This window comes from Pantoea phytostimulans, assembly GCF_046118715.1.
Lineage (GTDB): Bacteria > Pseudomonadota > Gammaproteobacteria > Enterobacterales > Enterobacteriaceae > Pantoea > Pantoea phytostimulans.
On sequence record NZ_CP173699.1, the window covers coordinates 83445 to 107715 of the forward strand.

The 24271-nt window shown below is 49.9% G+C and carries 19 protein-coding genes and 1 pseudogene; 9 read left to right on the forward strand and 11 right to left on the reverse strand.

Features of this window, described 5'->3' with window-relative positions:
• Positions 1-35: 35 nt before the first annotated feature.
• Positions 36-2219, reverse strand: coding sequence for a ferric-rhodotorulic acid/ferric-coprogen receptor FhuE (gene fhuE / locus ACF2G4_RS18880; RefSeq protein WP_243079438.1), 2184 nt, complete (start codon positions 2217-2219; stop codon positions 36-38).
• Between fhuE and ACF2G4_RS18885 the strand changes: the two genes are divergently transcribed.
• Complete coding sequence (locus ACF2G4_RS18885; protein WP_409076134.1) at positions 2218-2532, forward strand: hypothetical protein; 315 nt, start codon at positions 2218-2220, stop codon at positions 2530-2532. The genes fhuE and ACF2G4_RS18885 overlap by 2 nt on opposite strands.
• Before the next feature lie 167 nt (positions 2533-2699).
• Here ACF2G4_RS18885 and ACF2G4_RS18890 read toward each other — a convergent pair whose 3' ends face one another.
• Positions 2700-3587, reverse strand: a complete 888-nt coding sequence (locus ACF2G4_RS18890) for a LysR family transcriptional regulator (protein WP_243079364.1) — start codon at positions 3585-3587, stop codon at positions 2700-2702.
• 368 nt (positions 3588-3955) lie between these two features.
• Between ACF2G4_RS18890 and ACF2G4_RS18895 the strand changes: the two genes are divergently transcribed.
• Both ACF2G4_RS18895 and ACF2G4_RS18900 read left to right on the forward strand, forming a co-directional pair.
• Positions 3956-5251: a CitMHS family transporter gene (locus ACF2G4_RS18895; RefSeq protein ID WP_409076135.1), complete on the forward strand. Its 1296-nt coding sequence runs from the start codon at positions 3956-3958 to the stop codon at positions 5249-5251.
• Between the two features lie 213 nt (positions 5252-5464).
• Positions 5465-5866: an H-NS family nucleoid-associated regulatory protein gene (locus ACF2G4_RS18900; protein WP_215848450.1), complete on the forward strand. Its 402-nt coding sequence runs from the start codon at positions 5465-5467 to the stop codon at positions 5864-5866.
• 37 nt (positions 5867-5903) lie between these two features.
• Here the strand turns inward: ACF2G4_RS18900 and ACF2G4_RS18905 are convergent, their stop codons facing one another.
• The 3 genes from ACF2G4_RS18905 to ACF2G4_RS18915 all read right to left on the reverse strand — a co-directional run bounded on the left by ACF2G4_RS18905 (position 5904) and on the right by ACF2G4_RS18915 (position 9346).
• Positions 5904-6809: a LysR family transcriptional regulator gene (locus ACF2G4_RS18905; protein WP_409076136.1), complete on the reverse strand. Its 906-nt coding sequence runs from the start codon at positions 6807-6809 to the stop codon at positions 5904-5906.
• Positions 6810-6918: 109 nt separating this feature from the next.
• Positions 6919-8220, reverse strand: a complete 1302-nt coding sequence (locus ACF2G4_RS18910; protein WP_409076137.1) for an LLM class flavin-dependent oxidoreductase — start codon at positions 8218-8220, stop codon at positions 6919-6921.
• 52 nt (positions 8221-8272) lie between these two features.
• A complete protein-coding gene (locus ACF2G4_RS18915) occupies positions 8273-9346 on the reverse strand; it encodes an iron-containing alcohol dehydrogenase family protein (RefSeq protein WP_409076138.1) in 1074 nt (357 codons plus the stop codon).
• Between the two features lie 253 nt (positions 9347-9599).
• Here ACF2G4_RS18915 and ACF2G4_RS18920 point away from each other — a divergent pair, with 253 nt between their 5' ends.
• Genes ACF2G4_RS18920 through ACF2G4_RS18930 form a run of 3 tightly spaced genes read left to right on the forward strand, consistent with a single transcriptional unit; the run spans position 9600 to position 12603 of the window.
• A complete protein-coding gene (locus ACF2G4_RS18920) occupies positions 9600-10148 on the forward strand; it encodes a GNAT family N-acetyltransferase (protein WP_409076139.1) in 549 nt (182 codons plus the stop codon).
• Positions 10145-11278, forward strand: a complete 1134-nt coding sequence (locus ACF2G4_RS18925; protein ID WP_409076140.1) for an amidohydrolase — start codon at positions 10145-10147, stop codon at positions 11276-11278. Before ACF2G4_RS18920 ends, ACF2G4_RS18925 begins: the two co-directional genes overlap by 4 nt.
• Positions 11275-12603 (forward strand): MmgE/PrpD family protein, encoded by a 1329-nt coding sequence (locus tag ACF2G4_RS18930; protein ID WP_409076141.1) that lies wholly within the window; start codon positions 11275-11277, stop codon positions 12601-12603. The genes ACF2G4_RS18925 and ACF2G4_RS18930 overlap by 4 nt, the downstream gene beginning before the upstream one ends.
• Before the next feature lie 84 nt (positions 12604-12687).
• Here ACF2G4_RS18930 and ACF2G4_RS18935 read toward each other — a convergent pair whose 3' ends face one another.
• From ACF2G4_RS18935 to ACF2G4_RS18955, 5 genes are all read right to left on the reverse strand, one after another.
• Positions 12688-15003 (reverse strand): molybdopterin-dependent oxidoreductase, encoded by a 2316-nt coding sequence (locus ACF2G4_RS18935; protein WP_409076142.1) that lies wholly within the window; start codon positions 15001-15003, stop codon positions 12688-12690.
• Positions 15004-15026: 23 nt separating this feature from the next.
• Positions 15027-15788: an amino acid ABC transporter ATP-binding protein gene (locus tag ACF2G4_RS18940; protein WP_243079356.1), complete on the reverse strand. Its 762-nt coding sequence runs from the start codon at positions 15786-15788 to the stop codon at positions 15027-15029.
• Positions 15781-16704: an amino acid ABC transporter permease gene (locus ACF2G4_RS18945; RefSeq protein WP_243079355.1), complete on the reverse strand. Its 924-nt coding sequence runs from the start codon at positions 16702-16704 to the stop codon at positions 15781-15783. Before ACF2G4_RS18945 ends, ACF2G4_RS18940 begins: the two co-directional genes overlap by 8 nt.
• A complete protein-coding gene (locus ACF2G4_RS18950) occupies positions 16701-17579 on the reverse strand; it encodes an ABC transporter substrate-binding protein (RefSeq protein ID WP_409076224.1) in 879 nt (292 codons plus the stop codon). Before ACF2G4_RS18950 ends, ACF2G4_RS18945 begins: the two co-directional genes overlap by 4 nt.
• A gap of 561 nt (positions 17580-18140) precedes the next feature.
• Positions 18141-19226, reverse strand: coding sequence for a tyrosine-type recombinase/integrase (locus tag ACF2G4_RS18955; RefSeq protein WP_409076143.1), 1086 nt, complete (start codon positions 19224-19226; stop codon positions 18141-18143).
• Between the two features lie 304 nt (positions 19227-19530).
• Here ACF2G4_RS18955 and ACF2G4_RS18960 point away from each other — a divergent pair, with 304 nt between their 5' ends.
• The 3 genes from ACF2G4_RS18960 to map all read left to right on the forward strand — a co-directional run bounded on the left by ACF2G4_RS18960 (position 19531) and on the right by map (position 23007).
• The gene (locus ACF2G4_RS18960; protein ID WP_409076144.1) at positions 19531-21717 is read left to right on the forward strand and encodes a TonB-dependent siderophore receptor; all 2187 of its coding nucleotides are present in this window, start codon (positions 19531-19533) and stop codon (positions 21715-21717) included.
• Between the two features lie 262 nt (positions 21718-21979).
• On the forward strand, positions 21980-22222 hold the full coding sequence (locus ACF2G4_RS18965; protein ID WP_215848456.1) for a ParD-like family protein: 243 nt from the start codon (positions 21980-21982) through the stop codon (positions 22220-22222).
• The gene (gene map, locus ACF2G4_RS18970) at positions 22222-23007 is read left to right on the forward strand and encodes a type I methionyl aminopeptidase (RefSeq protein ID WP_215848457.1); all 786 of its coding nucleotides are present in this window, start codon (positions 22222-22224) and stop codon (positions 23005-23007) included. Before ACF2G4_RS18965 ends, map begins: the two co-directional genes overlap by 1 nt.
• 46 nt (positions 23008-23053) lie before the next feature.
• Here map and ACF2G4_RS18975 read toward each other — a convergent pair.
• A pseudogene (locus tag ACF2G4_RS18975) lies at positions 23054-24113 on the reverse strand (diguanylate cyclase).
• Between the last annotated feature and the right edge of the window lie 158 nt (positions 24114-24271).

Sequence of the window (24271 nt, forward strand, 5' to 3'; positions counted from 1 at the left end):
GCGTTTTTACTACGGGATAAGCCAAGGCAAAAAAATCAGAAGCTGTAGCTCGCCGTTACCGAGACGTTACGCGGTTCGCCGTAAACCACATCACCATTGATATTGGTGTCGTATTTTTTGTCGAACAGGTTGTTAACGTTAGCTTGCAGCGCCAGCTGTTTGGTCAGCTGATAGCGGCTAAAGAGATCAACCAGCGCGTAGCTGCCCTGCTCAGAGTAGAAGGTGCCATTGCCGCTTGGGCCCGCGCTCTCTTTCCAGACGTGAGTTTGCCAGTTCACACCACCGCCAATGGTCAGATCCTGCAACATCGGCAGGCGATAACGGGTGAACAGTTTCAGCTGGGTGCGCGGCAGGTTTGGATTAACCGCTTCACCATCGCGATCTTCCGCAATGTAACGCGTGCCACCAAACGTCATCTGCCAGTTATCGGTTAATGCGCCGTTGACTTCAAACTCCACGCCGCGGCTGACTGTGCCTTTTTTGGCTTCATATGCCGTGTCGGTTGACCCTTCAATGATGCGACCAGTGCTGACGCCGACATTATCCAGCTCGGTACGGAACACGGTGAATGACGTCGTCAGGCGACTATTAAACCAATCTGATTTCACACCCGCTTCATAGTTGTTACCTACAACCGGTGAAAGCGTCGCGCCACTGCTGTCACGGTTAGTTTGGGGTTTGAATACCGAGGTGTAACTCGCGTAAGTCGACCAGTTATCATTGATGTCATACACCAACCCACCATAAGGCGTGATGTTGTTTTTCTCTAAATCACCGGTCAGCGTGTTGTTGATCCAACGCGTGTAGCGGGCACCTAAAATCAGATGCAGCGGATCGGCCAGTGAAATGCGCGTTGCCATGTAAGCTGACTTCTGGCGCGTGGTGTCATCTTGCGCCAGCGAGCGCGGACCCCAATCCGTTTCAGGGAATTGACCGTTGTAGTTGTTGAAGTCACCCAACTCTTCCGGCGAAATATTGGCAAACGCACTGTAATACGTATTTTGCTGCTTACTGTAGCTTACGCCTGCCATCAATTCGTGGGTGCGCCCAAACAGCTCATACGGGCCGCTGGCAAAGGTATCCACTGCATCCACTTTACGCTTGCCGGTGTTATAACCTGTCCCACCCACCACCGGATAACCGGCATATTCCGACTGTCCAATACCGGTGACTTTGTCGAAGTAGCCATCAATATAGAGCTGCTTACTGGCGAAATTGGTTTCGTTATGCGTACCGTTTAAGGTGAGCTGCCAGCCGTTATCAAACGCCTGCTGCAAATTGACAAAGACCTTTTTGGTCTCTTTGTTGTTGTAAGCCCAGTCCGGCGCGGTATTAAAGCCACGGCGATAATCGGTTTTGCTGCCATCGGTGTAGTAACGCGGCAAGCCACCCCAGGTTGGGCTGTCGGCTTTATTTTCCTGATATTCATAACCCAACGACAAGGTCGTTGAGTCAGTCAGGTCTGCATCAACGATGGCAGATATAAATTTCTTTTCAGCACCGTAACGCTCAACGAAGCTGTTTTTATCTTCATAACCGGCAACGACGCGTCCGCGCACGTTACCTGATTCAGTCAGCGGAGTCTGAACATCGGCGACATAGCGCTGTTTATTCCAGCTGCCGTAGCTGGCGGAAAGGTCGCCCGTTGCCACTTTGCTGTTCGCATGTTTACGGATCATATTCACAGCTGCCGAAGGATTACCCGCGCCGACTAACAGGCCATTCGCACCACGGACGACTTCAATACGCTCATACAGCGCCGAGTCGGTTTGTGAATCGCCCAGGTTCCAGCGCTCTTCAAATACGCTGGGAATGCCGTCAATCATGTAGTTATCAATCAGGAAGCCGCGTGAATAGTAGGTTTTACGATCCATGTCAGCGGTGCTTTCCTGAATGCCAGTGGTGTTATTCAACACTTGCCCCAGCGATTGCAGCTGCTGATCCTGCATACGCTGCTGGGTAATAATACTGACCGACTGCGGAATATCACGCACGGTAGAGGTTAATTTTGTTCCTGCACGTGTCACGGGCACGCTGTAATCGGTATTAGGCGTATCGGCAACATCACCCGCAGAGGATGCACTCACCACCATGGTCTGATCATCAGTGGCGGCGGGCACAGTCGTTTCTGCTGCTTGCACATTGTTGGTGAAGGCGGTAGCGACAACAGCCGCCAGCAAGGAGAGACGCAGAGGTTTGTTGTGCGCAAGCGAAGGCATGTTCGTTGCAGATTCCCTGACGCGCTTAACATCAAAAGACATCGGTAATTCCTCATTTATATTTTTGATTTTTTGCCACTGTTCACAGCCTTGCAGCCTGGCGGACGAAACCGCTGCGTTTCGCCTTTTTTCTGGGGGTTATCCCAGAAAACCCTCTCTGCGTACGTCTTCGCGCTGGCGTGATGTTGCCTTTAAAGCAAATGAGAAATATACGCATTGCTATTATCATTGCAAGAAATTGTTAGCAAATGATGCGAAATTTCTCGAACTTTTAACGTTCACTAAAGGTGTTGATATCAAAGATATTTTGTGAAATATGGGAGGGCTTTTAAGTCAGAAGGCGCGGGAAATGTCTTGATTCGGTTAATGTTATTTCAAGATAGCAGCAGGATTTTACTGATTTTTGGCCTGAATCAAGAAGATCCAGGCTGTAAGGTGAAGGCAAGGAAAGGTCACTCAGCGCTTAACAGCGCAGCACCTTTACCATTTCCAGCGCTTTTCCGCTAACTCTACTAACAAACGTGCCGCTGGCGATAATTCGCTGAGGGAGCGAAATTGCCAGCCAAACGTGCGTGGCATCATGACTAACGGTAAAGGGATTTCGATTAACGCCTCTCCGGCGCTTTCGCCTTGCAACAAACGTCGCGAGATAAAACTGAGCAGTTCAGTTTGTGCCAACATGCGCCGAAGCGGAGAAAGCGTGTTGCTTTCTACCTGCACGCGAGGCGCCGCATAGCCGCCGCTGCGTAAGCGCTGTTCAAGCCATTGTCGGGTCGCCACCTGTGGCGCGGGCAACAGCCAGCGATAGTGACCAAGTTGCTCGGGCGTTGGATGAATATTAGCGAGCGGGTGTGATTGACTGGCGGCGACCACCACCGGATCTTCCACCAGCGGACGGGTGATGAATTCACTGTTACTTTCAGGCAGGAAACCGAGAATCAGGTCCAGCTTGTTTTCACGCAGCCGGTTTTGTAAAAAGTCATTCAGCCCTACCTGAATTTCCACCACGACGCTGGGCGCTTGCTGCAGCAGTTCGTGCGTCAACTCAGGCAACATGAACTCAGCAGCTGTCGCTGCTACGCCCAAGCGGATTACCCCCGCCGTTCCGGTGCCTAAAGCATGCAAATCTTTTTTTGTCATCTGCATTAGCAGAACCACTTTTTGAGCGCGTTCACAAAGTAACAATCCGGCTTCCGTGAGCTGGATCCCGCGCCCTACTTTCAAAATCAGTTTGGTTGATGACGATTTTTCCAACCGCTGAATACATTTAGTTAACGCCGGTTGGGTGATACCAAGGGATTGCGCCGCTTTACCTAAATGCGCCGTTTCGCGAATCGCCAGCAAATAGGTGAGATCTTTAAGCTCCATTCATTCCCCAAAGGAATCGATTGATAATGATTGGAGAATATTATTTATTTTTCTCTCATGCCAGGCTTACCCCACGTTAACAAGGGAATAACAGAGTATTTAGCGGATATTTAATGAAGATTCGCGAGTCATCTCACAGAAATGAAAAGGGCGCGCCTCATTTTTAAGGAAAATAAGGGCGTTTATTGGCATAACGACGGCCTGCTTTTTTTAACTTAAAAGACCGGTGAATCTCAGCCTTAGCCATTTAATATTAATTACAAAACGTTATTAACTATTTCGGCGCCCCTGATCGCGCTGATTAATTTCGATACATATGTGATTTGTTTAACGCAAATCGGCAATGTCTTACTCTACAGGATATCACCATGCTGCTGATAATCAGTCTGCTTATGATAGTCACGTTTATTGGCTTATTAATGAGCAAAAAACTCTCTGCTCTAACGGCGTTAATATTTATTCCTACGCTGTTTGCCCTGTTTCTCGGACACAATACCGACGTGGGGGATATGGTGATTAAAGGTTTACGCACCGTCGCACCAACCGGCGTAATGTTAATCTTTGCCATGATCTATTTTATGAGCGTCACCGATGCCGGCATGTTTGATCCGGTAATTAAACGTATTGTTTCTGCTGTGGATGGCGACCCAGTAAAGATATTTTGTGGAACGGTTTTATTAGGCTTTATAGTTGCGCTGGATGGTGATGGGGCCACGGTGTATATGATTGTGCTTTCCGCTTTCCTACCCATTTATAAACGTATGGGTATTTCAACCCTTAAAGCGGCTTGTCTGTTATTACAATGTACCGGATTGGGCAATATGTTTCCTTGGGGTGGGCCGACCGCGCGCGCAGCAACAGCGATACATGCTGAGATAGGAACGCTTTTTGTCCCGATGTTGATTCCCTTAATTGCCTGTGTGATTTGGACCTTTGTTCTTGCCTGGATTTTGGGACGTCACGAACGCAAACGTATCGGCTGGCAAGCCACTACAGCCGCCGTCGAACACAAGCTAGAGTTTGAAATCACGCCTTGTCCAGCCTGGCGATTTTGGGCCAACTGGTTGCTCACGATTGCCTTGCTGGTGGTGTTGGTGTTGGGCGTGGTGCCCATGGCTTATCTGTTTATGTTAGCGACAGCCATTATGTTCATGATCAACTATCCATCGATCGGCCAGCAACAAGCGCAATTAACCCGACATGCTTCCGCTATTCTTTCGGTCGCGAGCCTGATTTTTGCAGCGGCGGTATTTACGGGGATTTTCTCTGGAACCGGTATGGCAAATACGCTAGCAGAAGCCATTGTGCGGGTAATCCCCGATGCATTAGGCCCTTATTTGGCGGTGATTACCGCGCTGTTGAGTATTCCAGTAACCTGGATGGTTTCTAATGATGTCTTTTATTTCGGCATGTTACCGGTGCTGGTTAAGGCCGCCGGGCATTATGGCATCACGCCTTTAGAAATGGCCCGAGCGGCGCTGGTTGGACAGCCGGTACATATTTTGAGCCCGCTGGTCGCCTCGACATATTTATTAGTCGGCATGCTTAAAATCGATTATGCACAAACACAGCGATATACCCTGCGTTGGTCATTCATTACCTGCATGGTGTTATTTTCTGTGAGTATCTTGGCGGGCTGCTTTCCCTTCTATCAAAACGCCTAAAATGAACACCTGCCCGTGAGGCGATATTTTAAACGATATCGCTGCGGGCACTTTTTTTAAGTCTTGTCTTTTTATGCGGAACGTTTAAAACGCCCCATTCTCAAAACAACGTAAATAGCGCATTTTCCTCTCGCTAAGATATTTCCTTCTGAATCTATTTTTCGTAAACTGCATTGCTTTATAAATATTCGTTTCATCTTTAAGGATTAATCAATGAGTGATGCGCTAAAGGCGTTGAATAACCTACGTACATTACGTGTTCAAGCCCGTGAAGTTGACATTGACACGTTAAATGAAATGCTTGAAAAGCTTTCTGTCGTGGTCGCTGAGCGTCGTGAAGAAGAAGAAGCTGCGTTAGCCTCTGAGCGTGAAAAAGCAGACAAGTTGGCGAAATATAAAGAAATGCTGTTAAACGACGGCATCGATATTTCTGATTTGACCAAGTTGGCATCTGTTGAAACTAAAAGTAAAGCCAAGCGTGCACCACGCCCGGCTAAATACCAATACACCGATGAAAACGGTGAGACTAAGTCCTGGACCGGTCAGGGCCGCACGCCTTCTCCAATCAAAAAAGCATTGGAAGCAGGCGGTTCATTGAACGACTTCCTGCTTTAATCATCATCGCGGCGCTTATTCCAGGCGCCGCGCTGCTTTACTGTATCGCGCTGGTCGTAAACAATACGTTGCGTAGCCAACGATAACCGGCATCACGATGCGTACGCTCATGCCATGCCACGCTTTTAGTAAAACCCGCAAGCGTCAGCGGCGGATTCATGATCTTTAACCCCTGCATATTCACCGCCAACCGGCGCGGCACCACCGCGATAAGATCGCTGACACGCAATATTTCCGGTAATACCAAAAAACTACTCACCGATAATGTCACGCGTCGTTTATAGCCTAACGTTGCCAACGCATCATCTGTGACACCGTGAAAATGCCCCCCCTGATAAGAGACCAAGGCGTGATCGAGTGAACAAAAGGTTTCTAGCGAAAGACGCTCTTCTGTCGCCGCAGGATGATCTTCACGTATCAGGCAAACGTACTCTTCATCAAATAGCGCCCGGCTATGTAATTCAGCAGGCGTGGAATCAGGGGTCAGCAAGGCGACATCCACTTCACCGCGCTCCATCTGTAACTTCACTTGATCGTAAACTACCGGCAAGACAGATACACGTATGCCTGGTGCCTGCTGTCGAAGCGCAGCCATAAACGGAACAACCACAGCGCGTAACGCATAATCGGTCGCAGCAAGGGTAAATGTCATTTCAGCACGGGAAGGATCAAAGGCTTTTGGTTGAAGCAGCACGTTAACTTCAGACAATATCTGCTTGATGGGCGCGGCCAGTTCTAACGCGCGAACGGTGGGTACGATACCGCGCTGAGTGCGCGTAAATAAAGGATCGTCAAAGCAGTCACGCAGCCGCGTTAACATGCCGCTCACCGCAGGTTGGGTCAGCGCCAGACGATCGGCTGCACGCGTCACGCTGCGTTCATCTAGCAAGGCGTCCAGCGCCTTGAGTAAATTCAAGTCCAGCGTTCTGATATCAGTCGTCATGATGAAATTCGCGCTTATGAACAGAAACGCTGATTTCAGCACGCGGCACCGGTTACTGACAACCTTGAATCAATACCCGCGTTGCACATTCACAACGCGGGCCAAGGCGTTACGCCACCGGTAAACCGAGGTTTTCACGCAAAGTAGAATAAGCGTAATCCTCTGGGAATAAGCCCCGGCGGCGCAATTCAGGTATTACCAGCTCAACAAACAAGTCGAGCTGTTCCGGCATAATGGCAGGCATGATGTTGAATCCATCCGCGCCGCCCTGCTCCAGCCATAGCTGAAAATCGTCTGCAATATCTTCTGCCGTACCCACAATCACACGATGACCGCGTGATCCCGCGGCGATGGCTGCCAGTTCACGAAGAGTAAGGTTCTCACGCTTTGCCATCTCGGTCAGTAATTTCACCCGGCTTTGATTACCTTCACCCAGCGGAACTTCAGGCACAGGCCCATCCAGCGGATAGGTTGACAAATCCAGCCCGAAACGCAGCGAAAGTTGCTTCAAACCGTTATCGATATCGACCAGCGTATTGAGCTCTTTCCACAGCGCTTTGGCGTCTTCACGCGTGCGCCCGACAATCGGCATTACGCCAGGCATAATCACCACATGTGCAGGATCACGACCGGCCGCTTCAACCTGCGCTTTCTGTGACTGATAAAACTGCTGAGCCTCTTCCAGGCTTGCCGCGGCGGTGAACACCACTTCGGCCGTTTCAGCCGCCAGTTTTTGACCATCCGTTGAAGAACCTGCTTCGATAATCACCGGGCGTCCTTGTGGTGATCGGGTAATATTCAGGGGGCCTTGAATCTGGAAATGCTCACCTTGATGGTTCACTGACTTAATCTTCTCATCCACAAAGTAGCGGCCGCTGGCTTTATCAGGTTGCACCGCGCCCTCTTCCCAGCCTTGCCAAAGTTTATTCGCGACGTCTAAAAATTCGCGTGCGCGTCCATAACGTTCGGCGTGATCTGGCATATCTTCACGACTGAAATTACGTGCTACGTCGGCTGAAAACGAGGTCACAACGTTCCATGCAGCACGTCCACGGCTGATATGGTCAAGTGACGAAAATGCGCGAGCCAACGTGAAAGGATCGCTGAACGTCGTTGATGCGGTGGCTGCCAGGCCAATACGCTTAGTGTGCGTCGCCAATGCCGAAAGCAGCGTGAGCGGCTCAAGCCGCGCCATGGTTGAGGGTAAGCGATACATGCTTGTTGCAAGGGCATCACCGACAAAAAACAGATCAAACCGACCCGCTTCCGCTTTCTTTGCCAGCGTAATCAGCCAGTCGATATCCGTAGGCGCTCCTAACTGTTCGGTCAAGCGCCAGCCACTAACGTGATGGCCCACCGGCTGGACAAAAAGCCCGAGGCGCAAACGCGTATTACTGTTTTGGTTACTCATACTTTTCCCTTGAATGATGTAAGACCGCGTAGCCGCGATAAAAAATGTGCAATTAAGAAAGGGTGTCGGTGGCGAGCAGTGCTTGTTCTAACGCTTCCGGCGACACGGTAAAGGGTAAACGCGCAGCGCTGGCAGCAGGAAAGCGAATCGCCTGTGCAAGTTGACGCATGACTTGCTGACGATTCTGATGGAACGCCGGCAGCCTTAACGGCGTGTCAAAACATGTTAATAACGCCACCAAATCAGCGTCTGGCTGACCTTCTGCGTGTTCCATAATCGACTGCACCAGCAAACTAAAACCCACCTTTTCTCCGTGCAGCCAGTGATGCAGTTCTGGTAGATGGGTTAATTGATTATGTATGGCGTGAGCGAATCCCGGCGTCGGTAAATCATCGCGCATGCTGTTAGCCAAGCCTGCCAACACAATATTGGCGTCAATGACTTTTTCCAGCGCGGGCGTCACCTGTTTTTGCTGATTGGCTTCAATCGCTTGTTGGCCCCATTGGCGATAAGCCTCAACCGCCCGTTGCGCAGCCATGACTTTGAGATCCAGCGCCAGGCTTTCTGGATTGTGACGTTGATAAGGACGGAATTCATACCACTTCGCCAGCGCATCAACGATGCCCGCTTTTAAATAACGCACATCGCTTTGGGCGATGACTTCGCTGTCAACCAAGACCAGCACTGGCATTTTGCGTAACGGCTGGCTGCGTAAATGACCGCCTTGCTCATTATAAATGATGGCGATTGGTGACCAGGCTGCACATGTTGCCGCGACAGTCGCAAAGTTGATGACCACCACATTGTCTAACGCATCTCCGGCTGCCTTTGCACAATCCAATACACGACCGCCACCCACAGCAAAAATAACCGTGGCGTCCTGCTCAATAACATTATTCTTAAAGCGATTAATCGCCGCATCGGTACATTCACCGTTTAAATATTCCAGCTGCCATTTAATATCAGCATTGTTTAACGCCTGCGTTAATTCTGAATTAACCACATGCCAGGCTGTTTCAGACGTCAAGATACGAATGTTTTTTCCGTAAGGAGCAAGATATTCCCCTACTTTTTTTCGAATGCCGGACTGTTGGATATAAGCTTGCGGGGATTTGATCGCTAACACGTAAACGTCCTGAGTGAATTTTTATGTTTTAAATAACTAACATAAACAATAGGATAAATGACACTTAGCTAAATTTCATCGATGGCTTCATATTACGTAAAATATGCAGTTACGCAATCTTAAACCGACAAATCGCTTTTCACATTTAAGCATTACTATATTCACTTTTCACATATAGCCCGCGAAACGTTTACTGTTAATCTGACCAACAAATAAAAAGTACAACTGTTTAAAATTTAAATCGGGATTGATTATGCCACTTGCTTTTCGCCAGGTTAAAGAAGATGAAGTCGATGAATATTTATCTCTCATGCTCGCGGCTTATGCTGCAGTCAAAGCGTTAGGCATTCATTTCGATGCAGCCACTGCCGATCGCGATAAAGCGTTACGCCATCTGCAAAGTCATGGCGTTTACGCGCTTTATAAAGACAAGGTAATGGTTTCATCCGTGACGGTGCGTTATCCGTGGGGCCCGCTGCCGGGGCCTTTTGGTTTACCGCATATCGGCTGGTTTGGTGCAGATCCCGATTACGCCGGGCAGGGATTTGGTCAGCAAATTCTGCAGCACCTCGAGCAGGATATTCTTATTGGTCAGCTTCGCGCGCCTGCCGTTTCTCTGGGCACGGCCACCCGCCATCCCTGGTTAAAAGAGATGTACCTAAAGCGCGGTTTTATGCCGATGCACACCACCGATCTCGGTAAAGGCCACATCACGCTTTATATGAAAAAAGTGCTTAATAGCGCATTACACGAGACATGGCTTTCGCGTCAAAGTCATCAATTACAGGACGTCGCTAAATGAGCACACTCGATGAACAGGCGTTAATTGCATTTCGCCATGAATTGCACCGTTACCCAGAGCTCTCCAACGAGGAATTTGAAACCACTGCTCGCTTGCGGGCGCAGTTGGAGCACCATGAAATCCGAATTCTCGATTTGCCTTTAGCCACGGGTTTAGTGGCAGAGATTGGTTCGGGCGAAGGCCCGCTCGTGGTGCTGCGTTCTGATATCGATGCTTTGCCAATTGAAGAACAATCTGATGTGTCATTCCGTTCTGAACGCCCCGGCGTGATGCACGCTTGTGGTCATGATTTTCACAGCTGCGCCGCGTTGGGTGCCGCTATCTTACTAAAACAGCAGGAAGCGCAGTTAGCCGGGCGGGTGCGTATTTTATTCCAGGCAGCAGAAGAAACCGGACAGGGCGCACCCGTTTTGTTGGCAACCGGCGCATTACACGATGCCGCCGTGATCTTTGGCATTCACAACGATCCGACTTTGCCGCCAGGCGTCATCGGCAGCAAGGCTGGCCCGCTGACCGCCGCAGTTGATCGTTTCAAGGTGACGGTTCGCGGTATCGGCAGTCACGCCGCGCGACCCCATGAAAGCATCGATCCCATTGTCATCGCCGGGCAACTTGTTACGGCCCTGCAAACGCTGATCAGCCGCAATGCGCCATCAAATGACAATGCAGTGGTGTCAGTTACGCAAATTCACAGCGGCACCACCTGGAATGTGATCCCGGATAGCGCCTGGCTCGAAGGTACGGTGCGTTCCTTTTCAGCCGAAACACGTGAATTACTTTCTCAACGTTTTCACCAGATCATTAATGGCATTGCTGCTGCGTTTAATGCTCAGGTTGAGATTGACTGGCAAGCGGGGCCACCCTCAGTGGTCAATGATGCAAACTGGGTTGAGTTTGCGCTGGAACAGGCAAGCCAAAGCGGCTTCGAGGCACGTGTAGTGGAAGCCAGCCCCATTGGTGAAGACTTTGCTTTCTATCAACAGGCGCTGCCTGGCGCTTTTATGATGATTGGCACCGGCGAACCCTACGCGCTGCATCATCCCGCTTTTCGTGTAAATGATGATGTTTTAGCGCCAACCGCTCGTTATCTGTCTGAACTTGCTGTGAAAGCGTTGGTAAAAGCTTCATGAATTTAACCGCTGATTTAGCCCATTTAGTTGTCCATTCTCAGCCTGATGAGCAGGCACATCAGGCTGCTAAACGAGGCATGAAAGATTTTATCGCTGTCACCTGGCCGGTGTTACAACGTCACGTAATTGACAGCGGTTTGCCTACGCTACGCACTCTTTATGATGTGAAAGAGCCGCGATCGCGCGCGCTGTTGCTGGGATACGCGGGACATGCCCTGGATTTTGATGATTTTCATGCAGATTTCCGTGGGCATCCTAGCACCGTTATTCTGCCTGCACTCATGGCATGGATATACCAGGCTGAAAGTGTGGATCTGAACCGTTTTCTGGATGCTTACATTTTGGGTGTTGAAGTGGCAGGCCGTCTCGGTTTGGCCGTTACGCAACAGCATTACACATTGGGTTATCACAATACCGCGTCGCTTGGCACGCTGGCCGCTGCTGCTGCCCTGGCGCGATTAACAGAAGCCACCGAAGCCCAAACCGCGGTGCTGCTAGGTATCGCGGCAACGCAGGCCAGCGGCTTACGAGCACAATTTGGATCGGCAGTTAAACCTTTACACGCAGGCTTAGCCGCTGAACGAGCCGTGAGTGCCACGCAACTGGCGCTGGCCGAATTCCACGGGCAAGCCAGTACGGTGCTGGAAGCCTTTATAGCCAGTAGCAGCCAGGGTCAGCATCAACCTGAACGCCTGATTACTCACTGGGGAAATCCCTGGCGGATCAGCTCGCCAGGGCTTGAATATAAACCTTTTGCCACCTGTAGCGGCACGCACAGCGCAGCCGAGGCCGCACATGCAATACGCGAACAAGGACTTGCCAACGGTGAATCGCTGGAGAGTTTTCTGCGTAAAATTGAACGGATTGACGTGGCCTTTCCTCCGGGCGGCGATATCGCTGCATCCGTGCGCGTGCCCAAAAATGGTATCGAGGCGCGTTTTAGTCTCGAATACGTTATTGCTGCCATGCTGATTTATAACGAGCTGCGCATGACTGACTTTGCCGAAGGTGACGTGAATGCTGACGTGCTCGCATTGGCTGCAAAGGTGCATCGCTGTCCTGACGAAACCGCCCCGCCGGATGCCTTAAACCCCGGGCTGAGATTTCATGACGTTGCTGTTCAACGTAGTGATGGAAAGACGTTACGTTGCCGACAAACACGTCAACAATCTTTGGCCACGCCGGTTGACGTTGAGGGTAAATTGCAGCGAGCGCTGGAAGCGGGATCACCTGAACAATGTGAAGCCATGCTGAAAGCCTGTGAACTGCGCAATGACGCTGATTTAACCCAATTAACCGCTGCCGTTTTTAACGCATTACATTGAAATCAAAAAATGAAAACAAGAGGCTCAGGCGTGATACAGCGCCTGAGCCTCTCTTATCTGTTTGTTGAAACTCAACGCTAAGTCTCAAACGTGCCGGTAAGCCTCGAACGGCTTTGAAATAGCCGCTTCAGGCGGTAGAAAAGCGCGAACGTCAGGTGCGTCGCCCAAAAATTTCCTCACCTCTATCACCGTGATCTGGCCGGTACACCCCTGCGCCAGCGAAGATGTGCCAATATCGTTGGTTAAGACATTCGGGTTGCCGTGACGACACAAAGGCCGGGCTGCATGCACATCTACCGGGTCATACCAAGCGCCGGTCGGAAGCTGAATAACGCCAGGCATAACATCTGTGGTCACGCGAGCGCTGGCCAGTACGTGTCCGCGTAGATTAAACAGCTCAATAACATCACCCTGTTTAATGCCGCGCCGACTGGCATCTGTCGGGTTGAGGCTGCACACCTCACGTCCATTTTGTTTACCGCTTTGACTGTAGGCTCCAAAATCGAGTTGGCTGTGCAGTCGCGTTGCGGGTTGATTGGCAATCAGCCAAAGCGGATATTCTGCATTCGGTTTTTCACGCGGCTCACGCCAAACCGGATGTCCAGGACAGCTCTCGTAACCGAAACTGGCAATGGTCGCCGAGTAGATTTCGATTTTTCCGCTTGCCGTAGGCAGCGGCTTAGCATCGGGATCGGCGCGAAAACCGTTGATCATGCGTCCGGCATCGTTCAACTGCGGCAGCGTTAAGAAACCTTGTTGCCAAAAGTCATCAAAATCGGGGGTGCTGACGCGGTGCGCCGCTAATTTTTCCTGCATTTGACCATAGAGATGACGTAACCAACCTTGTGTATCGCGCCCTTCGGTAAACGCCTGCTCGCCGCCTAAACGTTTAGCCAGCTCGGTGAAGATCACATAATCATCTTTTGCCTGGGCATAAGGCGCGGCAACCGGTTGCATGGCAATCAAGTGGCGATCGGTTGGGGCGCCGCCAATATCTTCTCGCTCCAGCGTCATGGTCGCTGGCAACACAATGTCTGCGTGACGAGCAGTGGCGGTCCAGGCAATTTCGTGCACGATCAACGTATCAAGCCGACAGAATCCACGTCGTAAACGCGCTAAATCCTGATGATGATGAAACGGATTGCCGCCTGCCCAGTAGGCCAGTTTGATGTCGGGATAGGTTAAACGGCGTCCGTTATAATCAAACTTTTCACCTGGATGCAGCAACATATCAACGATGCGCGCCACAGGAATAAAGCGATCAATACCGTTTTTACCCTGCGGCAATGCCGGGAAGCTCACCAGATTATGTTGTTTACCGTAATGACCCAGCGCGCCAAGTGCATAGGTATAGCCGCCGCCCGGTAAACCCGGTTGGCCCAATGCCGCCGCTAACACTAATCCAAGCCACACTGGCTGCTCCCCGAATTCTGCGCGTTGAAGCGCATGTGCCACCGTGACAAGCACGCGTCGACCCTGTAACGAGCGAGCAATATCCCTAATATGATCTGCTGACAGACCACAAATCTGCGCTGCCCATTCTGCATCGCGTTTCACGCCATCCTCTTCACCGAGGATATACGCTTTCATTGTCTCCCAACCGACACAGTAACGCGCCAGAAAGGCTTCATCGGTTAACTGATGTTCAATCAGCACTGCAAGTAAACCGAGGATAAAGGCCGCATCGGTGCCGGGATTCAGCGCTATCCATTCACCCTGGGCTTCAGCCGGAAGATCGCTTTTTAGCGGGCTAACTGAAACAAAGCGTGCGCCACGTGTGGAAGCCTGCTGCATATAGCCGCGCTCGGTGTGTTCGCTGACGCCACCGCTGGCAACCTGTGAATTTTTTAATGCTAAGCCACCGAATGCCAGGACGATGTCGCTGTGTTCGGCAATCTCTTGCCAGCTGACCCCACGCCGGGCAATTTCATTCATGTCGCCCACAATGTGCGGCAACAACACCGATGCGGAACCTGAGCTGTAGCTGTTAACCGAACGAACGTAGCCGCCAAGGGTAGTGTTCAGAAAGCGATGAACCTGACTTTGGGCATGGTGAAAGCGGCCAGCGCTGGACCAGCCATACGATCCACCGAAAACCCCTTCCGGCCCGTAACTGTTTTTAACGCGAGTGAGCTCAGCGGCGATCAGGGAATAAGCGTGATCCCAACTCACCGCCACAAACTCATCATCGCCACGGCGTGAATCTGCGCCGGGCCCCTTCTCCAGCCAGCCGCGACGGATCATCGGTTGCGTCACGCGCGCCGGATGATCGAGAACCTGCGTAAAGTTGCTAAGTAGCGGGCTGGGATCGGGATCGCCGCTGAAGGGCTCAATAATTAACGAATTGCCGTTAGGGCGTGCGCGAAAAGCACCCCAGTGCGAACTGTGCATGCTGGACATAATATTCCCAGTTAAAACGGTGCCTAAAGCACCGTTGAAATGAAATTACGTACGCGACCATTTTCAGGATCATCCAGCACCTGCTGGGTTGGGCCTGCAGCCACTATCGCCCCCGCCTCCATGAACACGATGTTATCGGCCACTTCACGCGCAAAGCCGATTTCATGTGTAACAATCACCATAGTGATGCCGGAGTGTGCCAGTTGCTGAATGACCTGGAGTACTTCCCCCACCAGCTCTGGATCTAACGCGGAAGTGGGTTCATCAAACAGCATTACGCCGGGATCCATCGCTAAGGCACGAGCAATCGCCACGCGCTGCTGTTGTCCACCCGACAGATTTTGCGGCCATTCATCTTCGCGCCCCGCCAGTCCCACCTGTTGCAGCAGTTTTCTGCCTTTCTCGGTTGCTTGCTGACGGCTCTGTTTTTTCACCCGCATGGGCGCATCAATAATGTTCTGCAACACGGTACGGTGCGGGAAAAGGTTGAACTGCTGAAACACCATGCCAATCTGACTGCGTTGCCGCGCAACGTCACGGCTATTGAGTTCGTGCAGCGCCTGGCCCTTCTGCTTATATCCCACCATTTCGCCACCAATACGGATGGTGCCACCATCGAGCTTTTCGAGATGGTTAATGCAGCGCAACAGGGTTGATTTGCCTGAGCCGGATGGGCCGAGGATCACCGTGACCGAACCCGCTGGAATATCAAGGTTTACCGCATCCAAAATCGTGTTACCGGAAAAGCGCTTAGTGACTTTACGTAACGTAATTGCTTCAGCCATTGCTGACACTCCTTGCGGCTTTAGGCAGCGTAAAACCGGTAATAATGCTCAGCCAACCGCGCTTTTCCTGGCGCGTGACGCCACGGGAGAAGTAGCGTTCAACATAATATTGTCCGATCGACAACACCGAGGTCATCAGCAGATACCACAAGGTGGCAACTAACAGCAGCGGGATCACTTCATAAGTACGCTGGTAAATAATCTGCGCAGAGAACAGAACGTCCTGAAGTGAGATAACTGAAACCACGGCGGTCGTTTTAAGCTGACCGATAATTTCGTTACCCGCAGGCGGCAGAATGGCGCGCATCGCCTGCGGTAAAACGGTATGACGAAAAATTTGTGCTGGTCGATAACCCAACGCACGGGCCGCTTCAAGCTGACCATTTCCTACGCTTTGGATGCCGGCTCGCACAATTTCAGCCGCATAAGCAGATTGGTGCATGACTAAGGCGATCACTGCTGCACTGAACGGACTCACTAACGCGTTAGATTGCGCACTCCAAAGCTCACCGACTCCCGGCAAAGAGAGCGCAATTGTGGGGTAAAGTGCCGCGATGTTGTACCACAGAAACAGTTGCACCAGCATCGGCACACCGCGGAAGAACCAGGTGTAAGCCCAGCTCACCGCAACCAATACTGGATTGGATGAGAGTCGCATCAAGGCCAGTACGGTTCCGAAAGCAAAACCGAGCACGACTGATATGGCGGTGAGCTGTAGCGTCATCAAAACGCCCTGCAGAATTGACGCTTCAGTAAAACTCTCTGCGATAACGCCCCACTCAAAGCGTGGGTTGTTCATCATCGAATGCGCCATTGCCACTACGCAGAACAGCACCACCAAGGCGCTGAACCAACGACCGTAATAGCGTTTACTTACGATGCGTAAATCATCAGTGTGTTCAGAATGTGAACTCATTTGAAAATCTCTTCGTTACGTTTGGCTTCCGTTACTGCACCGAAACCAATGCCCCAATGATCGAGAATTTTTTGGTAATTGCCATCTTTGATCAGAGAATTCAGCGCGGCCTGGACAGCAGGTTCAAGCGGAGAATCTTTCGGGAAAGCAACGGAAACCGGCGCGTCATCAACATGGATTTCACCGCTCAACGCTAAAGGTTTGATCAGCTTGGTCTGCCAGCTCAGGCCCTCATAAGGGCCAAAAAACATCGGCACGCGACCACTTACAACAGCCTGAACACCAGCAGGGCGATCGGGAAATACCGCCACTTTGATCGGCTGCTTCCCAGCGGCTTCACAGGCTTTGCTGGCTTGTTCCAGTCGCATGATTTGCGTTGTTCCCGCGCCTGCACCGACCTCTTTACCGCATACGGCATCAAAGGTGGTAAAAGGGGCAATGCTGGCAGACTTCAGAGAAATAATGCCGAGGCGACTGGCGTTATAGTAGCCAACAAAATCGACCTGCTTCAGGCGGGTTTGCGTGGCATTGATGTTAGATAAGGCAACATCGTAGCGACCGGTTTTTAAACCCGGAATGATATTGTCGAAACCGCCGGTATCGCGCCATTGCACTTTGATACCCAGGCGTTCACCCACCGCATTCATGATGTCGATTTCACGGCCTGCCAGGGTTTTATTGTCTTCCTTAAAGAAGGTGGTTGGCGGCGTATTAGGGTTGGTTCCAGCGACGATATATCCGCGCTGAGTAATATCTGGCGGCAGCAGGCTCTTTAGTTTGGCATCGGCATCGACATGCAGCGAACTGTCAGTGGGAACAGAAACATCGGCAGCGTTAGCGAAGTGAGTGGCCATTACGAGCGCTAATAAGGTCATTCCTTTAGTTAATTTCACTGGAACCTTTCTCCTGATAAGAATCATCAAATATTCTCCAAAATGGGAGAATTAACATCATCAAAGTAAATCGTTTATAACGTTACACCGCCGCCAATTCATTGGCTGTCGCTGACGCAGATCATTGTCTGTGAATATATGCATCTATAACAAATGCGAAAAACATCTAAGCTTTTGCTAAAAATGACATTAGAAAGGGCGTTTAGGAATAAAGCTATGCCGGGGGTTATTACCCTATACTTTTAAAAGAGAAAGTCGTGTTTATAGTCATTAATAAAATCAAACAGCAAAGTCAGGCAAGGCGGCCTAAAAAGTCAATAGATACAACAAGTTTTATGCGATTCGACATAAAACAGCCGTTCAATCCAACCGCCAGACATAAGATTAATCGCGATATATCAACCCTTTATTGATCTAAAGAATTAAAGCAATATCGTTATAGGTATTCCGTTAAGTTATTAGATATAACATTTAAAATCTATTCTAAGTCACCCACATCAATCTTAACGCTTATTTATTATTCACTGTTTATTTTAATTATAGTCATGATGACATGTACATGAGTGACATATCACTCAAGGCTAACCTTTCACCTTCGAATCGATGCCGCAATGCATAATAACTTTCACAGGACGTAATTTGCAGTAAAGCATCTGAATAGTTATTTAGCGCCTCACGCATTTGGTCCAAATAATTATGTGTATCATAAACGCGGTCAATTCCTTCCAGTGCATGGTTCATGATTTTTCGAGCGACATCGTTTGGCGTATCTAATGCAGATAACTTCGAACGTGCGGTTCGACGCAGGTCTCGCGGTGAAAATGGCTCAAGCCCTAATCCGCGCGGTGCCCGAATCATCCGCCGCAATGCCTGGTTAAGTGCGCCTTTCGATAGCGGTTGCTGCGCATCACGCGGCGCGGGAACTAGCCAGGGCGATCGCGAATCCGATGATTTTATTAACTGTTCGATACACAGACGCATCAGCGGTGAAATCGGCAAAATGTGTTCGCGCTGCGACTTGTTACGCGTGCCCTGCTTCCACAAACCCAATTGCAGATCAAACTCAGATTTCTGGGCCTGAATAATTTCATCTGGACGCCGCGCACTCGCCAGGCACAAACGCAGCGCCCAGCGCGCTTGTTCAGAAAGCGCCCAGTTATCAAGCCCATGCCAAAAAACCCAGATTTCGGCGTCAGATAATTGTCGGGTTCGAGGCGGCGTAGCTCGCCCGGCCACATCGCGTTTTTTCATGGAGGCGATTGGCGAATGATCGAGATAACCCTGAATTTCCGACCAGGCTAAAAACTGTTTAGTTAAGGCAAAAACGCGCCGCGCTTCTTCTTTTTTACCGTCAGCGATCAGGATGTTGTAAAGGCGATTCAATCGTAACCGGGTAATGCTTTTCAGCGGAAGTGAGCCGATCTGCGGCAGCACATGTTTGAGTAAAGAGGAAATAGCGATCTCGGGTCGACGTCGAGTAACCAGTAACGAAAGTTTTACCCACACTTTCATCACCTGCTCTACCGAGCCTTCATCACCAAAATTATCGAGTTGGCCAAGTGAAGAGGTTTTGATGTCGTCCAGCCAAACCAAAACATGGCGACCAACGTGTGATGAAGACAGTGTCATTCGCAAACTTTCCCTTTTCAATCGCGCAGCTACACAGGTGTTAAACGACGCATTTTACTGTCCAATTGCATGTGACTCCAGACTTAATAGGTCTGGAGTCATAAAGACGCGTTTTAACGTATTTTATTCACCTTATCGACCTTGATTACCGGCTCAAAATTAGAATGGAGCAGCGTTTTTTTGCTGTTTATTTAACCAATTGTGGAGGAATGTAAAGGTGCTACTCCAATATATACAATGATAACCATTATCATTATCATACGCATTTACTTACAAACGTTAACGTATCAGGGAGATTGATTAAGTGAATGTAACTACGCATGTCCAGAAGCGTCCCATTGCGCTTTTGCTGGCTGGACTGTTGAGCACTTCTGCTTACGGCGCTAATGAAGAAGAAACGGATAAATTGGCTGACGGTGAAACCATGTTAGTCACCGCCGAACAGGAATTAAAACAACAACCTGGCGTCTCAACCATTACGGCGCAGGATATTGAAAAAAGCCCGCCTGTAAATGACCTTTCCGACATCATTCGCAAAATGCCTGGCGTCAATCTTACCGGTAATACGGCTAACGGCAGTCGCGGCAATAATCGCCAAATTGATATTCGCGGGATGGGACCAGAAAATACCTTGATCCTGATTGATGGTGTTCCCGCCTCTTCGCGCAACTCTGTACGTTATAGCTGGCGCGGCGAACGTGATTCCCGCGGCGACACTAACTGGGTGCCGCCGGAAATGGTGGAACGTATTGAAGTCATTCGCGGTCCTGCTGCCGCACGTTACGGTTCTGGCGCAGCGGGCGGCGTCGTTAACATTATTACCAAACGGCCCACTAATGACTGGCATGGATCGTTATCGCTTTACACTAATCAACCGGAAGATGACAAAGAAGGTGCAACGAAACGCGCCAACTTTAATTTGAGCGGCCCGCTGGCAGGCGACGCATTAACTATGCGCTTGTACGGCAACATCAATAAAACCGATGCTGATGCTTTCGACATCAACACCGCAGAAAATGGTTCTGCCGCAGCTGGGCGCGAAGGTGTGCGTAACAAAGATATTAACTCGGTACTTTCGTGGAAACTGACGCCAGAGCAAATTCTGGATTTTAGTTATGGCTATAGCCGACAAGGCAATATCTACGCTGGCGATACGCAATACAGTAACGGTGGCGGCAATGCGCTGATTGAGTCTCTGCAAGGTGATGAAACCAATCGCCTTTACCGCCAAAGTTATGGCATCGCGCATAACGGTATTTGGGATTGGGGACAGTCGAAACTGACTTTCAACTACGAAAAAACCAACAATACGCGTTTGCAGGAAGGAACCACCGGCAGCGGCGAAGGCCGCATTAACAGCAATACTTACTCCACCAGCCGATTTGAAAGTTACCGCGCTGGCAGCGAAGTCAGTTTCCCGCTGGAATTATTGCGGGATCAAACGGTTACTCTCGGTGCTGAATGGAATCGCGATGAGCTTAACGATCCGGCATCCATGCAGGCAACCAACGCATCCGGTGTTGTCATTGGTGACGTAAGCGGCGATGCTTCAGCCCGAAACAGTAAAAACACCGCAACCATCAGTTCACTCTATTTTGAAGACAACATTGCTGCGACTGACAGTACAGAAGTAATCCCCGGCTTGCGCTTTGATTATCACGATAGTTTTGGTGCTAACTGGAGCCCAAGCCTGAATATTTCACAGGGCTTAGGCGATCACTTCACATTGAAGGCCGGTATTGCTCGCGCATTTAAAGCACCCAACCTTTATCAATCCACAGAGGGTTATCTCCTTTCAACGCGCGGCAATGGTTGTCCAATCGGTATCGCTACCGGCAGTTGCTATTTATTGGGTAACGAAGATCTGGATCCTGAAGTTAGCGTAAACAAAGAGTTGGGGATTGAGTTCATCAATGAAGGTTACGTCGCTGGCATTACCTGGTTCCGTAATGATTACAAAAATAAAATTGTCGCCGGTACCGATATCATTGGCTATGCCTCGAATGGTAATAACATTCTGCAGTGGAGCAACGGCGGCAAAGCTGTGGTTGAAGGCCTAGAAGGTAACATGACGATCCCGGTCATTCGTGACACGTTGGAATGGCGTACTAACGCAACGTACATGATTCAGTCAAAAGACAAGGATACGGGAAATCCGCTTTCGATCATTCCCGAGTACACCATCAACACCATGTTGGACTGGCAGGTTACGCAAGATTTTTCCAGTAACCTGAACTGGACAATGTATGGTCGTCAAAAGCCGCGTGAATATGCAGAATCACGTACCGAAGCAGGCTCATTATCGACCAAAGAAGTGGGTGCCTATTCTGTTTTCGGCCTGAACTTCAACTACGACCTGACCAAAAATTTGCGGGCTAATGCCGGCATCAGCAACCTGCTGGATAAGCGTATTTATCGCGAAGCGGAAGGTGCTTCAACCTATAATGAGCCCGGTCGCGCATACTATGCTGGCTTAACAATGTCCTTCTGATTACGGGCTATTCTCAAAAAAGCGCTTCTTTATGAGGCGCTTTTTTATTTAAAACAATTAGATAAGTGTTACTGTGTTTTTGTCGTCGATTTTATCAGGAAGATTCGTAGAGTTTGGCGTGGGTCTTTTCTGATTTAGGTTGTGAACATAATGATTCTAGAGAGCACGCCCCCCATTAGTGACAACGTCACCTATATTTCCTTTGAAAAATTCCACTCAGCATGCAAATATACAAAGCATATACGTTTCATATAGGCATAATATGGGCATTGTAAAAATTTCCGACCTTATGCATGAGAATTTGCGTATCGCCAGTCAGGCGATGAGTCGCTCCATTAACTCTCAAGCAGAGCATTGGTTGAAGTTGGGCATGATGGCCGAACTCTATCCACAGCTGAATCAGCATGAACTGGCGCAAATGTTAATTCGCGCCGAACTGGATGGCAGTTCAGATATTCGTAACTTAGTCGTTAGCGACAATCTCACTTCACAAGGAGATGTGTAATGAACACAGTAAAAATTCACACGGCACGGGAAATTGAAATGGCGCGTTCAGCGGGTCATGCTGCCGCGAAAGTGCTGGAGATGATCACTCCACACGTCAAACCCGGGATCACGACGGAAGAACTTGACGATATTTGCCATGATTACATCGTTAATGAACTGAAAGTTACGCCCGCGAACATTGGGTATCACGGTTATACCCGTACCACCTGTACTTCTGTGAATCATGTGGTTTGCCATGGCATTCCCGCTGCGAAAAAGCTCAAAGATGGCGACATCGTGAATATTGATGTCGCGATCATCAAAGACGGATGGTATGGCGACACCAGCCGTATGTACTTTGTTGGGCAACCTTCCGTACGCGCCAAACGTCTGGTAGAAATCACCTATCAATCCATGGTTGCGGGCATTAAAACTGTTCGTCCTGGCGCAACCTTAGGGGATATTGGCGCTGCAATCCAACGCGTCGCGGAAGGCGCAGGTTTTTCCGTGGTGCGTGAATATTGCGGACACGGCGTAGGCGAGATTTATCACACCGATCCTCAGGTGCTGCATTACGGCACACCGGGCGAAGGCATGCCGCTTAAAGCAGGGATGATTTTTACTATCGAGCCGATGATCAATGCAGGCAAAGCCGGAACCAGTTTGCTTTCCGATGGCTGGACAGTAGTGACCAAAGACCGTTCACTCTCCGCGCAATGGGAGCATACCGTTGCCGTGACCGAAGACGGTTTTGATCTGTTAACGCCATGGCCTGAAGGAACCGGCGATTATCCGGCCATTTGATTCTGAGAAAATAAGGCGGAAGCGCCGTAAGCGCTTCCGTTAAAGATTAGTGCTGTGATGTGGATTGCCGTAGATGAATGCCATTGCGTCCAGCGCGTTTGACCCGATAAAGTGCTTCATCGGTATAACGCAACCATTCATGGATCGAACCCGCCTCTCGTGCCGCAGCGATACCGATGCTGACGGTACATTGATAGTCAGGGGAAGCGGGTAAGCGGATCAGTTCGATCTGATTTTTGATTCGCTCTGCCATGGCAATGATGGTGACATCATCTGCATCCCGAACGATAACACCTAACTCATCGCCGCCAAAACGTGCGGGCACGTCCTTCATTCCGACGTTGTTACGCAGCGTTCCCGAAATCTCTGCCAACAAAAAATCTCCCGCTTCATGGCCAAACGTGTCGTTAACATGCTTGAAATGATCAACATCCAGCAGCATTAAATACGCATTACCCTCGCCACGTTTGGTGCGCAGAAACTCGCTTTCGAGACGGCGCTCAAACAGGCGTCGATTAGGAATTTTTAATCCGGGATCCATTAACGCGATGCGCTCCAGTTCGCTATTTTTTTTCCTTAAACTTAGCGTGAGGTTGTGCGATACAACACTCAACGCCAGTAAATAACCGGTTGCCAGTGGTAACGTTAACCATACGGTGCGCGTCGAAAATTCCGTTTCTATCGGGGCGCCTTCCAAAGCCCAGACCAAGGCAAAAGCAAACAAAAAAGCCTGAACAGCGGCGATCAACTGTGACCAGCTAACGGTCAGAAATCAGGACCGCTATAATCACAAATGAAGGCAGCGGACTGAGCGCCATCAACCCAACCCAAATACCACCGAAGGCGGCATCGAGAGTTAAATTGTTGCGTTCGCGCCCGGTGGTATCCTGTGAATTTAACGCTAAACGGTAGGCGATATAGGGCCAGGCAAAAGCATTTATAAACAGTAATCCACAGGCACCCAGGCTTTTTCCCTGCTCCATCAAGACGGATAAAATGGGCAGAAAACACAAAAATGTACCCAGTTGGCGCATAGCAAACATGCGACGTACAAAGCGTGTCGAACGCAGCTTTAGATGGTTGTCATCAGGTGAGTAGTAATTCATCAATTAACAGCATCAACGTAGGGTTAAAGCAGTTTATCGAGATTTAACTTAAATAGGGTAATTTTTTGAGACTTTTCAGGTTGAAGTATGATTTTTTTAAATATAAGAAATTCGAATCGTTACGCTCAAGGTGGAAAGCTAACACATACAACCGCTTC